Consider the following 16,682-nt stretch of genomic DNA (forward strand, 5'->3'; position numbering starts at 1 on the left):
TTGCAACATCGCTGTTCACAGTTCGGGCTCCCATCAAACGGCCTCTTATGTTGAACATTAAAGGTTATATACCTTTCCAGGCATCTACCCTCGCAGTTCAACAAAACAACCGCGTTACACGCTCGTGGTGAGCGTGGGATACAATAATAGATCACTAGCACATATAATTGTTTCTCATGCGCTGAGTGAGAGAACACGAAAGTTTACAGGAAATAGACCCAAATACTGCAAAATTTAAAAAAATATTAAATGAATTTATCTTGTCATTTTAAGAAAATATTCGAAATTTTTGAGATTAATATTCAATATCTAGAGAGACTAGAGGTCTCATGAGCGCAGATAGCATACTGACTATACTGCTGAATGACAAGGGAAGAATCAACACTTGCCCACCTGCATGAATAAGTTTCACGCGACCAAGATGACCTTGAATACTGAAAAAAAATCTCAAACCGGGTGAAGAGAAAATTTAAACGAACATATGTTATTCACGAAAACCTCTTTTTTTGCTGGCGGTTTTATCGATTAAATACGAAGGAGAAAAAATACAATATTAACAGTTATGAATTCAGATATCGGGTACCTGGTAGGAGCAGTTGGAACCTTCTTTGCTATCCTTGATCCTTTCGGCAATCTTCCTTTTTTTATTGCATATACCAAAAACATTGATCATTCTACTAGGAAGAAAACCGCCCTTACATTATCAACGTTCATTTTTTTCGCCATGGCATTCTTTCTCTTTTCAGGACAAGCGGTTCTGAATTTCTTTGCTATTTCAATACCCGCGTTTCAAATTGCTGGGGGAATTATTCTCTTCGGAGTAGGTTTATCGATGATGAGTGGAACCCACACCACCACCATGAACCAGATTATTGGCGATACAGGAACTGGAGGTTCAATCACAAATACCGAATCCATACTTCCAAAAATAATAATCCCACTTGGGATCCCACTTTATGTAGGACCTGGATCAATTGCTGCTGCAGTTCTTTTTGGCAGTAATGCACCCTCATCAATAGCATTTCTCGGTGGATTACTGATTATATTCAGTATTGTTCTGATTATCACTATTCTCAACCTCAGTTCAGATCTGCTAGTCCAGCTCCTTGGAAGGCAGGGAGTTGAGATATTAGTCAGATTGATGGGATTAATTCTGTCAGCAATCGCAGTGCAATTAACACTGGAAGGGATTACGGGAGCGATTATTCATACCATTATTCCTGCTATAAACGGAATATAAACTAAACTCAACCTTTGTTCTCACAAATTAATCCACCTTTATCAGGCGAGTTTTACAAGGTTCCTGTAAGCCTTCAGAGATTATGATTATCATCAATCACAGTAGGAAAATTAAGTTTCGTCAGATTGAGTAGCAGGAATATGTGATAAAAAAAGCGATAGGATAATTTCAATCAAATCCCTCTTATCAAAGACACACAATTTTCGGGAACTTTTTTTTGATTCCAGTAAATCTTCTCATCTATCTGGCCCAGATAATGGTCCCTACATTCTCACCGATAATTGCCCGGGTTATCATCCCTTTTTTGTGCCCATTAACGATCTGTATACATGGAATGCTACGTGACTCAAGCATAATCTCAAGGAGTTTCCGCTCAAGAACGAGATCTTCCATATCCATCTCGATTAGTTCACTTGCAGTAATCTCTGGAATCAGTTCCGCATCCGGATATTTAAGTGGATGTTTGTCATACAGACCGTCAACATTTTTAGCGAGAATACAGCGCTTGGCTCCGAGCACTTCAGCTGCCAGGAATGCACCAGTATCAGTCCTATGTGGGGGGATACCACCATTTGAGCGTTCAGATGGGTGTTCATATAGACCATATGGCGGTGTACCATGAGTTACAGGGAGTGCCCCCATTGCGAGAAGTGTTGGTAGTTCTAAAAGATCAGTTGTGTGAATTCGTTTGGCCTGCCATGGTGAAAGAAGTGTTGCCATCATGAGAGCGTTCTGTTCTGATATCTTGCTGGTTAGTTCAGCTAGAACACCAGTTGGCATCCCAAGGTCAAGTCCGATGTCCATCATATGTCGAACTCTTACTCCCCCACCGGTGATAACAAGCATCTGATGGTGTTCAGAAAGAGAACCCAGTTCTTCGACAAGAGGCAGGACCACATCACGACCGTAATCGATAATACCATGCCCGCCTATCTTAACTACATTCAGCTCAGGAAGGATTCTGACCAGAGGACGTTCTTTATACTTCTCAAATAGTTGTTTTCTGACCAGAGTCTCGCCCTGGAGTTTGTTTGGAATGTCATGTCTCTCGTGCATACGGCACCTCAATAGTATTAAGTAGATTGAAGTTATATAGATACATTTGCTGACATAACAGTTGGTATATCCAGCTGTTTGTTGTCACAAAGAATTACCAAGAGGGTGAATCAAATGAAAATTTACATAAGGGAACGTCAGAAAGTCGGGGAGGGCGTCAGACAACCACAGTTCAGAGTTGTTGCTGTTACTGGAGGACAGCTCCAGATCGAAGCGACTCACTTTAGAAAAGTTGAGATCGAAATGATCGCAAAAGATGTCGGCGCTGAACTCATATACCTTGAACAGGTTCCTGATGATCAGAAGAAGAAACACTAATTTTTTCAAAACACTTGTATCTTTGAATAATAAATAGTGAGAGAGGTATGCCAACTCTTTCGGTTGATATTTTATTTAAGGCGGCTGTACAACTATTTTTTACTGAGGAACATGCTATCAGCCTGACCTTTACTGATAAGGGAATTCGGATCAGATTTCCAACGACAAGGAGGCTGGCAGAATATCTTAACGTCCCACATTATTACATTCTTCCCTATTTTGCAATGATGGAAGAGCAGGAACTGGTTACCCGTGAAGAACGGGTAGGTATCCACACGACCAATGAGGGGTCGATGAAGATAATCAGGATCATGAAAGAAGATTTTTTCAAAGAAAGCATCCATCTTCTTGGACCAGAAATATTTGAACAGATCTGTAAACAATCAGAAAACTGAATCCATAAAAAAGATATGGCATTTTGAGGATGCTCTGATCATGCCCGATATGTGCATGGGAAGTATCCAGGGTATCTATTTTTGCAGTGAACATGCTCGTTGTTAAACGAGTACATATTGTAACACATCATGATATTTATAATTACTTAAATATTACAACAATCTTGATGAATAGAGTAGTAAAGTGTGATTATTGTAAATAAAAAATTCTTATTTTTCTAAAATTCTAAGTATGTTTTTGCGCGGACATACCTCATCTTATTATATCCTTCCATTACTCCCAAAAATTCCTTTTTTTAATTTACATTTTATCTCTTTTGAGAAATCAACTCATGTGTACAAAAATATGGATAAAATAGAATTTTTTAGATTTTGACACACAGTACGAAGAAATTGCCTACACTGCAAACATAATATAACTTAAGTTTATTTAACCATATGTTAAAATTCAATGATCTTGAAAGTTCACATGATAGTTGATGAAGATGAGTGGAAAATTTCAGGTAACCCGTTCAAGTTGGTTACTAACACTTCTAGTCTGCCTGATCTGTAGTATCGGAATAGTAACTGCAGATACAGGAACAGCAGCCGGATCTACACAAACAGTTACCGATATGACGGGCAACTCAGTTCAGATACCAGCCACAATCGACCGTGTCGCTGATTTCTGGAACGCACACAACGAAGTAGTTCTTATGCTCGGTGCCGGAGATAAACTCGTTGCTACAACGTCTCTCGTTCATGGTATGCCTCTCTTTAATAAAGTGTACCCAAGAATAGGAACCCTTCCTGCTCCGTTTGACTCAACCACTAAAGAAGTGACTGTTGAAGATGTAATTAATGCAAAACCCGATGTAGCAATCTTCTCTGATGGTATGAATAAGAGTGCAGAAAAACTCACGGAAGTCGGAATTCCTTCACTTGTATTCTACTTTACAACATTTGATGATTTGAAGAAATGCTTCCTCCTCACTGGAACTATCCTTGGTGATGGTGCTAAAGAGAAAGCTGAAAAATACAACGATTATCTGGACACAAAATTAGCGGAGATTAAAGGAGTCACTTCAAAGATACCTGAAGACAAAAAATTAAGCGTTCTCCACCTTAACAGTCTGAAACCATTACAGGCTGATGGAAATAAGACTCTTATTGACACCTGGATTAACGTTGCTGGTGGAACCAACGCTGCAGGGAAAGATCTTTCCGGAAACATGAAATCTGTGACAATTGAGCAGATACAATCATGGAATCCAGATGTAATCATCATGATGGGAACGACAAAGGATAAAGAAACAGTCATGAATGATCCACAGTGGAAAGATCTCAAGGCAGTAAAGGATGGTCACGTCTATCTCAATCCAAAGGGTGTATTCTACTGGGATCGCTATGGTGCAGAAGAAGCTCTTCAGATTCAGTGGGCAGCAAAGACATTGTACCCTGATCTCTTCAAGGACCTCGATATCAAGGATGTACTCAAGAAGTTCTACACAGAGTTCTTTGATTACAACCTGACCGATGATGATATTAATTCCATCATGAACCCAACAGAGTAAATAGGATTTTAATCCCAGATTTTTTCCTTTTTAACAAAAAAATTGATGAATAACTAAATAAACAGATTCTCAACCCTGTAGGCTGTTAAACTAAATTTTAAGGTGTGATATCTGATGAGATCACTCATTAACTGGGATGAACTCAGGAATTTAACCCGTCCATCGATTTTTTCAAAAATGAGTGATGAAGAACAGAAAAATCTGTGGAATAATGAGGCTGATTATTATAATCACCTTATAAATATGGAACATCAAGGCACTCTTAATGCCCTGCGGTGTGTCCCTATTTTACCAACAGATTCTGTTCTGGATGTAGGCTGTGGGCCTGGACGCATTACTTCACAATTAGCAAAATTGCAGGGGAAGTAACTGCACTGGATATTTCTGAAAAAATGATGAAAAAGTGCAAAGAAAAAATCGAGGGCTATCCACATGTTCAAACTATTTTAATGGATTGGAATGAAGCAGAACCAGATGTCAATCTTCTACGACATGATATTGTGATTGCTTCCAGATCAATTGCAGGAGAAGATATTAAGAAACTCTGTAGTTTCGCTAAAAAGTTTGTTGTTCTTATTGGTTGGGCAAATGCCCCAAGTATTCCAGAAATCAGAAGTGCTCTCTTTGATAGTGCTCGCAAAAGTGGGTATGTAATCAGACATATCCCCATTAATCATGACCGAAGATTGCAGTACAATCTGCAATATAATCTGGTTTATGATCTTGGATATGAACCTAATATCAACATCGTCCGGGATGGATTTGAAAGATGCTATAAGTCAAAAGATGATGCATATGCCGATCTTCAGCATTTGATATCTGATCCGGATGAACTGAATCAGGATATTTACAAAAGAAATGTCGATAAATACCTGACATATACTCCTGAATCAGGGTATCGATTCTATTTCGAGACTCGTACATTTGTCATGTGGTGGGAGACATATCCAAAACAATTCTTGAATCATGAATTTATATCGTGAGGTGTATCATAATGGAATTTAGACGATTATACGTACTATTTACAGTAATTCTGCTCTGCATTCTTGTTACAAGTGTATGTGCAGGGACGGATTCATTGAAACAATCGGGATCAACACATACAATAACTGATATGGCAGGGGCAGAAGTGACAATCCCTACCAGCATCACAAAAGTGGTGAATTTGTGGCCTGCTTCAAATTCAGTTATGCTATGTATGGGAGCTGGTGATCTGCTCGCGGGTACAATGGACATTACCAAGCAAAATTATTGGTCACAACTCGTGTATCCAAACATTGTGAATGTTCCAACTGTTTCAGATAATGCTGAAGAACTAATGAAGATAAATCCGGATCTCATAATTACTCCAAGCAAAGAAACAGCAGAGAAATTACGTGGTCTGGGACTTCCAGCGGTCTATCTGTATTTCAGCGATTACGACTCAATGAAAAAAGCGTTTACACTTCTTGGAGATATCCTCGGAGGAGATTATGTCAACAAAGCGAAAAAATGGAGTGATCTTGTAGACAGTCAGACTACCACTGTTAAATCATCTATTGGAGATATCTCTGAATCAGACCGCCCTGTTGTCTATTATATTCAAGGTCAGACAAACCAGGGATTGTATACAACATTTGCTGCTAAATCCATAATGAATGATTGGATAAGCATAGCAGGTGGAGAATTTGCTTCTAAAAAACTTGAACTTGATAAAAACGGTGCTGTAACTCCTGAAGCTATTCTTAGTTTAAATCCTGATATTATCATCATCGGAGGATTTGCAGAGCATGATCTTTACAATGAACTCATGAATTCTTCAGAATGGAAAGATATCAAGGCAGTAAAAAATAACAGAGTATATATCAATCCAAACGGGTTATTCCCATGGGAGCGGTTTGGTATGGAGAGTGCGTTACAGATCCCATTCGCTGCATCAGTGATTCATCCAGATTTGTTCAAAGTCAATCTTGTTGATGAAGTAAAAAAATTCTATACAGATTTTGTTGGTATTGATCTTACTGACAAACAGGCTCAATACATGATTGACGGGTATGGTCCAAATGGTGAGGAGTATAAGAACACAGGGTCAAGTCACCCACATTCTTAATTTTTTTCCCAGATTGAACAGTTACTTTTACTCTGACTGCGCCGGGCCAGTTCCTGACGATAAAAGTAAATTTTCATACGTCTCGATACCTTTTCTGATATCTTTTTCTGATATAAGTCCTGTACCAGATGGGTGTGTAGTGATTCGAGAGGGAATTCTCATATTCCTGAAACTAAATCCTTCTCTGAATTTAAATTGATACTTTTCATAAAGGATCTGTTTTCCAAGCAAGACCAAATCATCAATGGTTTTTGAAATTCCACTTACTTCTAAACATTTTTGCACCATCTCTTCAGAATAAACCCCTCTTGCAAAGAAGCAGATCACCAGACTTGCCAAAATCTGGCGCCATGCCTCTTCATTATACAATTGAGTTGCTATCTCTTCAGGAGTACTTTGTTTGGGTTTTTGATCCACACTGTATCCAGCACTGTCCAGGTGACTATGACGGGCTCCGGTCAGGTACCCGATGATAGCAGCAAGACCCGTGTGATACCCGGGCATCTCATTTTTCCCAAATGCTAATGCATATTCTGATCCTCCATACAGTTGAGATGTATAGTCAACACCTTTTCCAAGGTTTTTATAGAATGGAATCTGCTGGTCAGCAAGATTTTTAAAAAACTGCATATAACTGGAGGTATCTCCAAATTCCAGCTCAATTCCTCCTGTCATATCAGAAGTAATAAGACCATTTTTCATCGCTTCTGTTACATAAGCGGCCACTACTCCAGAAGACATGGCATCCATTCCCGTTCCTTCTATCTCGTCAATGAGTGAGAGAACCTGTTTGGGATTGGCGATTCCAAGTGTAAATCCAAGAGAGTAAATGAGTTCGTAATCGTAACAGACAGAAGTTGTCTTGAAAAAGTAAGGATCATGTGGATATGATGTCCGAAGTTGAGCCAGGTGGATACAACTTACCGGGCAATGAGAACATGCAAGTCTTCTTGCAAGATAATTACTTACAAACTCTTCTCCTGTAAGTTGATCTGATTTCTCTAATTGGGAAGTTGTCAGATTTTTTATTGGAATTGAACCCAGGGATTTAAGTGGCAGAACGTTTACAGCAGTCCCAACATCGTGGTATTTCTTCATTATGGGGGATTTGGTAACCGCATCAAAGATTTGATCATAAAGTAACCGATACCCTTTGATATTATTCACAGGAATTGCAGCGTCACCAGAAATTACTATTGCTTTTAGTAATTTAGACCCAAAAACAGCACCCAGACCCATTCTTCCAAAGTGACGGTAGGTTTCAGATGTTACTGCAGCATATCGGACAAGTTGTTCTCCGGCTCTTCCAATTCGAAGAATCGTGCGAGTTCCCGGATTTCCATCAATTGTTCGGATTATCCTGGCGATAGTATCTCCCCTTGCCATTCCCCAGAGACTCCGGGCATCAAGAAACTGAACATCATTATGTGTAATAGAAAGGTAGACCGGCTGTGAAGATTTGCCGGTAATTACAATTGCACCAAATCCGGCCATCCTTATAGACGTCGCAGTTCTCCCCCCTGCATGGCTCTCTCCTAAATTCCCTGTCAGAGGAGATTTGAACATGGCTACACATTTGGATGCAAGAGGAAATAGAGCAGATAATGATCCAACTGCTAAAATTATTGGATTATCAGGACCAAGCGGATCAGTACCTTTCGGACAGAATTCATGTAATAGACGAATCGCAACACCTGCTCCCCCAATTCTTTCTTCAAACAGAGAAGTTCTCTCTTCAATCCGAAATGTTTTCGAAGAAAGATCGATAATGAGGAGACGGGATAGATTCGGATCCATTTACATTTCCCCTGAAATGTCTTCTAATTCTATTACCTGATACGGGCAATATCTGGCACAAATTCCGCAGTATATACAAACAATAGGTACATTATTTTCATTATCCCAGGTAATAGCACCCAGAATACAAGCATTCATGCATGACCCACATTTGGTGCATATATCCTGATGAAATTTTACGCCACCTCCGTCCCTGCGTTTCATTGCCTGAGTGGGACACACATCAGCACATGGTGGATCCTCACATGCACGGCACACTTTTACAGAAAAACCTCTGGATATCCCACCAACAGAAGAGATATGAATTGCAGATCGGGATAAACCTCCAACTCCAAGTCTTCGATTACAGGCAAACATACAACACTGGCATCCGACACATCGATTCGCGTCAATAACCGCAAGGCGTCGGGTGGACATATGAGTGTAAATCAGCAGAAGAAGTATATGAATCCTGGTGATCAAAAGAACGTGAGATATTCAAAGAATATCGTAAAATTTAACACATCTTCAAAATACACACCTTTTCATGTGAACACCTTTTACCCACATATTCAGGGCCCACTCCTTATCAACAAGATATTATCCATTACACACCATCTACAAAAAGAAAGATCCCAAATATTGTATAGATAAGTCGTATACTGTCAGAATTCTTATTTTAACCGAAAATTGACACCTGAACATTTTGGTTGATTTTACCGGACAACAAAAATCTGATGCTAGAATGGTAAATGCCTTTTTGAACATAGTCGATGCTCATTTGCCTGATTTGATTATGCCCATTTTAAAAAACTCAGGCGCTGTGAATTATTAAAGCATGAAAAGAGAACAGACTTTTTGTAATACCCGTGTTTTTCAGTTATTCTAAAAAATCTATACTACATATTAGTTAGATAAAGTACTCATCTGATCACCAATCCTTCCAAATTTCTTGTTTACAGGAGCAAAAATGATTTACCTTTGTATTGATGACACTGATAGCCTGGACTCAATAGGAACAGGTCGACTTGCACGTGAAATTGCTGATGTTCTAAATATAAAATATCCAGTTGTATGCATTACCCGCCATCAACTCTTTGTCCATCCAGATATTCCGTACACTTCCCACAATAGTTGTGCAGTTATTCATCTGCTCGATATTCCAAAAACTGAATATCCTATCCTCTTTAATCAGGCGAAACTGATCATGAAAGAACGATTTGTTGAGGGAAGTGATCCAGGAATCGCTCTTGCTGGTGAAGACCAGGTTAACTCAGCCATGGTAGCATTCGGATTTGATACCAAATGCATGATTGTCACTCAGGAACGTGCTCGTAAGATCGCCGATCATGCAGGAATATTACTGGAGGGCCTTGGTGGCAGTGAAGGAGGAGTGATTGGTGCTATTGCGGGGATTGGGCTTGCAGCAAGTGGATCAGATGGGCGATATCTACAGTTAGGTTCTATTCGCGAAAAAAGGGGAGAGCGAACGGTACAGGAGATATTGCAAACCGGTATTGATCAGGTGATAACCCTTGAGGGAAAAAGTGTCTCAGATGGGACGGTTATGATCGAGAAATTCCCTCAGCCTGCCCGTCTACTTGGGAAAGCAATTGTTCTTGTTGATGAACGGGATGGACAACTCCATCTGGTTAAACGGGATTAGGTTGCGATGGCTCAATAATCCCACAAAATCGGCTATGGCCCTAGGTTACAAATAATTACGAACAATTCCGGTCATCCGGATTTATCAGATATTGTTCCTTTTTTAGAAATCTAAAATACAAGTTAAAATCAGAAAAAGAAAAGGGAGAGAATTGGAGATGCTTGAGCAACTCTCTTCTCCAGGTAGATAATTATTCTTCGAAGATATTTTCGTAGATAGAATCAGTTCTGGTTGCTTCAAGCCGTGCCCGTTCTGCTCTCTCTTCTGCAAGTGCATGAATTGGCGGGGTCATATCCTTTCCAGGAACATGTCCGAACATCTTCTCGATCTCAACCTGTTGTGCATGCATGAAGAGTGCATTTCTGATATCCATTGCACAGAGTTCTTCGCACTGACCACAGTTGATACAGGAGTCAGAGATGTGGGCGAACCTGATCAGGTGGAACATGAGACCTGGTGGTAACTGTCCCGGGGTGACGAACCATGGCTTCTTGGTCGAACACTCTACACAGTAACAGATTGGACAGTTGTCAACACATGCAAAACACTTGATACACCGGGAGCTCTCGTCCATGATGGTCTTGAGACGTTCTTTACCGGTTCCAAGACCTTCAAAGTCACGGTGGCGCCACTCGTCACCTAGTTTGAGCATTGCCTTCTCAACTTTGCCCCTGATATCGATACCCTTCGGGTCGGGGGCTGCAGTCTCGATTGCACCCTTGGATGCTGCTTCAGATACGAGGGTTGCACCTTTCTCTGAACATACTTCGATAAAGGTTGCCTTTCCAGCCTTGTCTCCAATGACTCCCCAGTTCCCGCAGGCGAGATCTGCACCACGGGGAACTTTCATCTTGCAGCGGCGGCAGTTGGACCGGCGACCGTATCCTTCCTCTTCAAGTTCGTCGATCTTGATGCCTTTGTGTCCGCCTTCGTACTCGATGATGAACTGACCCTTGTCGATCTCTTCCTTGTGCACGATGTTTGGGTCTACCTCGAACTTCTCAGATATCATCTTCCTGGCAGCAACCGGGCTGACAGATCCTCCACAGTTGACACCGATCATGATGACGTTGTCAAGGTTGATCTGGTTCCGCTTTGCCAGTTCATAGAATGCCATAACATCACAGCCTTTGCAGGTGACTGCGATCTTCAGATTCTTGGCACCGTCGAGGTACTTCTTCAAAATCTTTGGCATCAGAAGAGTTCCACAGTGCAGGGAACCTGCAGTGGATGCTATCTCTGCCGGATCGGTGATGAATGCAGGAACTGCATCGTAGATATCCTGACCTTTTTTTACTGCAAGGACAGCATCAACGGTCTTGGATTCGAGTGCATGTTTAAGCAGTGCTGTGACTGCCCCACCACACTCTCCTTTCTTCAGGATCTCTGCATCTTTTGCCCATGCATATACCATATCGCCTTTTGCTACCATCTTCAGGCCCCCTGGATCTTCTCAACTTTTACTGCACAGGCTTTTGACTCCGGAATCTTAGCGATTGGGTCAAGAGCGTTGATGGTCAGCATGTTTGCTGCACACTCCACGAAGTGGAACGGTATGAACATGACACCTTTCTTGATGGTATCAGTGACACGAGCGGTGATCTGGATCTCTCCACGGCGGCTGATTGCCTTGATCATCTCGCCGTTCCTGATACCAAGAGCCTTAGCATCTTCAGGGTTGATCTCAACCCATCCGGTTGGTTCTTCGCGTTCGAGGTTTTCAGATCTCCGGGTCATGGTTCCAGTGTGCCAGTGCCAGATACAGCGTCCGGTGGTAAGCAGGAACGGATATTCTGCATCTGGGCGTTCGGTCTGATATTTGAACGAAATGGCAGTCATAAGACCCTTGCCATCAGGCATACCAAACTTTTCACCGTGGAGAATCGGGGTTCCCGGGTGTTCCTTGGTTGGGCATGGCCAGTGGAGTGCTTCAGGTTTGTTCAGCCGCTCATAGTTCATGCCGGCGTAGGATGGAGTAAGTGATGCCATCTCGGTGAAGATCTCTTCGGCTGATTTCCAGGCAAACTGCTTCTCGTATCCCATTGCCTTGGCAATGTCGGCAATAATCTGCCAGTCTAACCGTGCTTCGCCTGGTGGGTCCTGGGCCTTTCTCCACATCTGGACACGACGCTCGGTTGAAGTCTGGGTCCCGTCTTTTTCTGCGAAACAGGTTGCCGGGAGAACAACATCTGCGAGCACACTGGTCTCATTCATGAAGATATCCTGACAGACCAGGAAATCGAGGGACTTGAGTGCATGTTCGACGTGTGTGAGGTCAGGGTCAGAGATCATCGGGTTTTCACCCATGATGTACATGCACTTGAGCTCACCGGGCTTGTCGGTGAGGACATCCATCATGACGGTAACTTCGTATCCGTTCTTACCCTCTGCAATACCGTCAGGGAATCCCCATGCATCTTCGAACTTCTTGTGTGCTGCAGGATCGATGACTTTCTGGTATGCGGTGTACACGACCGGCAGGGCTCCCATATCACAAGCTCCCTGCACGTTATTCTGTCCACGAAGTGCGTTTACACCGGTTCCGGGACGCCCAAGGTTTCCGGTAAGCATCTGGAGGTTTCCACAGGACTTGACATTATCAACTCCGGTGGTGTGCTGGGTGATACCCATCGAGTACAGAATGGCTGTTGCGCCTGACTTTGCGTACCATTCTGCTGCGGTCTTCAGATCTTCGACCGGAACACCGGTCACGGTAGAGACGTTCTCAAGGCTGTAATCAGGCTTCATTACCTCGCTCTTGAGATCCTCGTACCCGTTGCAGCGCTTCTCGATGAATTCCTTGTTTTCCCATCCGTTCTTGATGATCTCCTGCATAAGACCGTTCAGGAGACAGACATCAGTTCCAGAGTAGAACTGCAGGAAGAGATCGGCCTGTTTTCCGGTCGGTGTCTTCCGGGGATCTACGTAGATAACCTTGGCACCGTTTGCCTTTGCCGTCATGATCTTGCGACCGATGAGCGGGTGATTCTCAAAGGTGTTGGAACCGATGACAAAGACACACTTGGACTGAGCGATATCGAGAATGGAATTGGTCATTGCACCGGAGCCGAAAATATTTGCAAGACCTGCAACCGTGGATGCATGACAGAGGCGGGCACAGTGATCGATGTGCCGTGTCTTGAAGACACCACGGGCGAACTTCATCATCGCGTAGTTATCTTCGTTTGAGACACGGGCAGAAGAAAGAACAGCACATTCATCGGGCTTGAATGTCTTGAACTTTTCAGCGATAAGTTTGAGTGCCTCATCCCAGGTGGCCTCTACAAACTTTCCATCCTTCTTAATCAGGGGTGTGGTGAGTCGATCTGGGGAATTGATGAACTCGTGGGAATACAGTCCTTTCGGGCAGACCTTACCCTCGTTCACCGGTGAACGCTGGTACGGTGCAGTCCCGACGACCTTTCCGTCCTTTACCACAAGGTTGAACGAACAGCCGGTACCGCAGTACGGGCATGTTGTCTGAACATAGCTTAATTCCATTAACGATTCCTCGGTAATATCAAGTGGTATATCCAGCAAGATAAGTCTTTTGAAATTTTGTTGAAAACTGGTGAATAGGAGTGGACAATTTCGTCATCATGATCGAAACAGGGTAATTACAATTTATACCATTTTCAACATTAATTCTAAATATCCGTGGTAAAATTGAAAATAAATCAAATACATTAGAAAGAGATACGAAGATCAGCGCAGTGATCATTCACCCCCTGATTTTCACAATATTTTGTCCTGACGGTGAAACTTCAGGAAGTGGCAGAACATTGGATCCAATAAGCAACTGATCTATAGTGACAGTAACTTACAAGCAAAACGAAAAAAAATGACCGTGAAGGGGTAATTACCGCTTCAGGGATGAGATAAGACGGGAGACTTGAGATGGTTTCATGTCAACGCCAAAGTTATCAAAGATATAGGTTCTGACTTCCTGGACGCTTGGTTCTTTCATCTCTTTCAATGCTGAAGCTAGCTGGTTCGTCTGCAGATCACTTAAATGAACCTTTTTCTCTGAACGTGGAGTTACTTTTGCACTTGTAGTTTCAGATACTCCAGTTGCAATGTAGATCTTTCCGTAGATGATCTCGCCTTTCTTTTTGCCGTGACGTTCTCCCAGGTCACCAAAGTAGACCTGGAAATTCATCTTCTTCCCATCAAGTTCGATCTCTTCTGTGTGATCATACTTGTAAGAAGGCATCATCCGCTCGACACCGCCAAGGCAGTAGATATCTCCCTTTACCATCTGCCCGCCGACACGACCTTTGGCCACACCACGGACTATGATAGTTCCTCCGTCAGCATGTGTTGCAAGGTGAACATCAGCATTTCCACCGATATCAATGGTTCCGCCGTTGATGTTTGAACCAACATCTGAACCGACATTACCCTTGACAACGATCTTTCCACCCTGCATACCACGCCAGTCACCGCGGTACGCTGCACCGATGTAGTTCTTTGCATTACCTTCGATGATCAGTTCTCCACCGGTCATCGCGATTCCTGCAAATGAGTCAACACTACCCTTTACCAGGAGTTTTCCGCCTGCCATCCAGGCACCGACGTACATATCTGCATTACCAAGAACCTCAACTTCACCTGCAGTCATCTTCATGCCGATGTACTTGACTTTACTGACATCCCCTGCAATAACTATCTTAGTTTCTGCAGCGATAGCTCCTGCTTTTCCTTCAACAGTAAAGTAATCAGAGAGTTTGTAGGTCTGGTTACCCATGTGGACTGAAAGATCGCCAATCTCCTGGTTACTCTTTCCTGCAAACACATCAGGGGTGATGTGTTCAGCCTCAAGGTAGAGTTCTGGAACTTCTTTTGCGGTAAGTTTTACAGTATCCATTTCCCTTCCCCCTTTAGTTCTCAACCTCGATCACGTACGGGTTTGCAACATAGTGGTCTGAAACCTCGTAGTTGTTCAGGTTGACACTGTAATACTTCAGGAACTTCATCTGAACGTCACGTTCTACCTGTGAGTTGGTTGGAACTTTTGCATCTACCCAGAGGGTACGCTTGTTGCCGTTACTGACAACCTCACCTTTGTCAACCACGAGAGTTCCGGACTTGAAGACCTGGGATGCAGTTCCGAATGCCTTCTCAATCTCTTCCGGATCCTTGATCTTATTCTCGTCAATGTTGTAGACAACGACATCTGCATCCATGCCCGGAGCAAGCCCACCACACATATCGGTAAGACCGAGTGCTTTTGCCGGACCTGCACGAGTCATTTGTGCAAGTTCATAGAAGGTGATCTCACGGTCCATGGATGCAAGGTTGGTTGCTGCGATAACCTTGTCAGAGTACTTGAAACTCTTGAGCATCTCCTGCCTGGACTTGTCAGACATGAGCCACTTGAAGATACGTGGGTACCTGATGAATGGTCCTGCGTTCGGGTGGTCAGTTGTGATGAATGATCTCATTGGATCTTTTGTGTAAAGACCGAGTTCAAGACCGATAGCCCACTGGATTGCACAGACCTTTACTCTTGGATCGTAGACATACGGCACGATACCAGAGCTGGTCTCTAGTTCAACATCCACATTGGCCCACTTCAGGTGGTTGAGGGTTGTAAGGTGGTGTTCAAACGGACCGTCTGCGGTCATAGTAGTGGTCTCATCAAGGGTTACACAGCCGAGGTCGATGGTCATGTTCTTGTTTGCATTGACATAGTCCATGATCTCCTTGGCTTTGGATTCGAAGTTTGCCCAGCTGTCTCCACCGTAAGAGTGGAACTGAACATGGGTGTGATGGAAGACCTGTTCACGACCGAACTTGTTGTTTGGCTTGACACCTTCTGCTAACTTAAACGTGTCAAGAGTGTCTTTGTAGTTGCCTGGATTTCCGAGGTTGTTGGTGTGAACGTGAATTGAGTGAGGAAGCCCCATCTTTTCGTTGGCAGTGAGGAGTCCCTTCATGATCTCGGCAGGAGTGATGTCAAAGTATGGAACCGGGTCATGAATGGTTGTGCAGTTTTCACCCCATCCCCAGGCTTCTGAACCACCGGGGTTCACAATCTTGATGGCATATCCCTTGGTTGTTTTGAGCAGCCAGGAGATGTATGCCATGACATTGTCCATCTCGTTGTTCTTGAGGTACTCAAAGACAAACCAGTTGTTTCCAAAGACCGGGAAAGCTCCCTGGTCGATGATCGGAGTGTCCTTGATCTCCTCATGTACGTGACGGGCATAGAGTGGAGGCATTGCTGCCTCCATGACGGTGGTGTATCCCATCTTGGCATACTCGTACCCGGTCTTGAACGTGGTAGGAATTGAGAATCCACCAGCCATTCGGGTGTTCTTTCCGCCTGGTTTGTATGAGAAGAGTTTGTCTTCTGGTCTGAAGTTTCGCCCTTCGTTGACTTTTGGCCCTGCTACGTGTGAGTGGATCTCAACTGCACCGGCCATGACGGTCTTGCCCTTGGCATCGATGGATTTTGCCTTGGATGAGACCTTATCTGCGATCTTTCCGTCTTTGATACAGATATCCTTGACCTCTCCCTTGACTCCGGTCTTCGGGTCATAGACAATTCCATTTTTAATGATATATTCGCTCATGTTTTCTCCCT

The 16,682-nt window shown here is 43.1% G+C and carries 15 protein-coding genes; 8 read left to right on the forward strand and 7 right to left on the reverse strand.

The features are described 5' to 3' along the window. Positions 1-562 precede the first annotated feature (562 nt). Complete coding sequence (locus DK846_RS17155; RefSeq protein WP_109970231.1) at positions 563-1,240, forward strand: MarC family protein; 678 nt, start codon at positions 563-565, stop codon at positions 1,238-1,240. Between the two features lie 240 nt (positions 1,241-1,480). Here the strand turns inward: DK846_RS17155 and DK846_RS17160 are convergent, their stop codons facing one another. Continuing rightward, positions 1,481-2,296 (reverse strand): amino acid kinase family protein, encoded by an 816-nt coding sequence (locus DK846_RS17160; protein ID WP_109970232.1) that lies wholly within the window; start codon positions 2,294-2,296, stop codon positions 1,481-1,483. A 114-nt stretch (positions 2,297-2,410) separates the two neighbouring features. Between DK846_RS17160 and DK846_RS17165 the strand changes: the two genes are divergently transcribed. The 6 genes from DK846_RS17165 (at position 2,411) to DK846_RS17190 (ending at position 6,651) form a co-directional block, all read left to right on the forward strand. Beyond that, positions 2,411-2,614 (forward strand): hypothetical protein, encoded by a 204-nt coding sequence (locus DK846_RS17165; protein WP_109970233.1) that lies wholly within the window; start codon positions 2,411-2,413, stop codon positions 2,612-2,614. Positions 2,615-2,661: 47 nt separating this feature from the next. Further along, positions 2,662-3,009, forward strand: a complete 348-nt coding sequence (locus tag DK846_RS17170; protein ID WP_109970234.1) for a helix-turn-helix domain-containing protein — start codon at positions 2,662-2,664, stop codon at positions 3,007-3,009. Between the two features lie 485 nt (positions 3,010-3,494). Continuing rightward, positions 3,495-4,562: an ABC transporter substrate-binding protein gene (locus DK846_RS17175; RefSeq protein WP_181391852.1), complete on the forward strand. Its 1,068-nt coding sequence runs from the start codon at positions 3,495-3,497 to the stop codon at positions 4,560-4,562. 114 nt (positions 4,563-4,676) lie between these two features. Beyond that, on the forward strand, positions 4,677-4,931 hold the full coding sequence (locus DK846_RS17180; protein ID WP_109970236.1) for a class I SAM-dependent methyltransferase: 255 nt from the start codon (positions 4,677-4,679) through the stop codon (positions 4,929-4,931). Between the two features lie 80 nt (positions 4,932-5,011). Next, a complete protein-coding gene (locus tag DK846_RS17185; protein WP_146201268.1) occupies positions 5,012-5,545 on the forward strand; it encodes a hypothetical protein in 534 nt (177 codons plus the stop codon). A gap of 11 nt (positions 5,546-5,556) precedes the next feature. Continuing rightward, the gene (locus DK846_RS17190; RefSeq protein ID WP_109970238.1) at positions 5,557-6,651 is read left to right on the forward strand and encodes an ABC transporter substrate-binding protein; all 1,095 of its coding nucleotides are present in this window, start codon (positions 5,557-5,559) and stop codon (positions 6,649-6,651) included. Positions 6,652-6,678: 27 nt separating this feature from the next. Here DK846_RS17190 and DK846_RS17195 read toward each other — a convergent pair whose 3' ends face one another. Continuing rightward, entirely contained in the window at positions 6,679-8,448 is a 1,770-nt protein-coding gene (locus DK846_RS17195) for an aldehyde ferredoxin oxidoreductase N-terminal domain-containing protein (RefSeq protein WP_109970239.1), read from the reverse strand. Next, positions 8,449-8,865, reverse strand: a complete 417-nt coding sequence (locus DK846_RS17200) for a 4Fe-4S binding protein (RefSeq protein WP_245926603.1) — start codon at positions 8,863-8,865, stop codon at positions 8,449-8,451. Between the two features lie 532 nt (positions 8,866-9,397). Here DK846_RS17200 and DK846_RS17205 point away from each other — a divergent pair. Further along, positions 9,398-10,093: an ABC transporter substrate-binding protein gene (locus DK846_RS17205; protein ID WP_109970241.1), complete on the forward strand. Its 696-nt coding sequence runs from the start codon at positions 9,398-9,400 to the stop codon at positions 10,091-10,093. Positions 10,094-10,283: 190 nt separating this feature from the next. Here DK846_RS17205 and DK846_RS17210 read toward each other — a convergent pair whose 3' ends face one another. The 4 genes from DK846_RS17210 to DK846_RS17225 all read right to left on the reverse strand — a co-directional run bounded on the left by DK846_RS17210 (position 10,284) and on the right by DK846_RS17225 (position 16,671). After that, positions 10,284-11,525, reverse strand: a complete 1,242-nt coding sequence (locus DK846_RS17210) for a Coenzyme F420 hydrogenase/dehydrogenase, beta subunit C-terminal domain (protein ID WP_109970242.1) — start codon at positions 11,523-11,525, stop codon at positions 10,284-10,286. Between the two features lie 2 nt (positions 11,526-11,527). Next, positions 11,528-13,594, reverse strand: a complete 2,067-nt coding sequence (gene fdhF / locus DK846_RS17215; protein ID WP_109970243.1) for a formate dehydrogenase subunit alpha — start codon at positions 13,592-13,594, stop codon at positions 11,528-11,530. Between the two features lie 358 nt (positions 13,595-13,952). Next, complete coding sequence (locus DK846_RS17220) at positions 13,953-14,960, reverse strand: formylmethanofuran dehydrogenase subunit C (protein WP_109970244.1); 1,008 nt, start codon at positions 14,958-14,960, stop codon at positions 13,953-13,955. Between the two features lie 13 nt (positions 14,961-14,973). Continuing rightward, entirely contained in the window at positions 14,974-16,671 is a 1,698-nt protein-coding gene (locus tag DK846_RS17225) for a formylmethanofuran dehydrogenase subunit A (protein ID WP_109970245.1), read from the reverse strand. Positions 16,672-16,682 lie beyond the last annotated feature (11 nt).

This window comes from Methanospirillum lacunae, from assembly GCF_003173355.1.
GTDB lineage: Archaea > Halobacteriota > Methanomicrobia > Methanomicrobiales > Methanospirillaceae > Methanospirillum > Methanospirillum lacunae.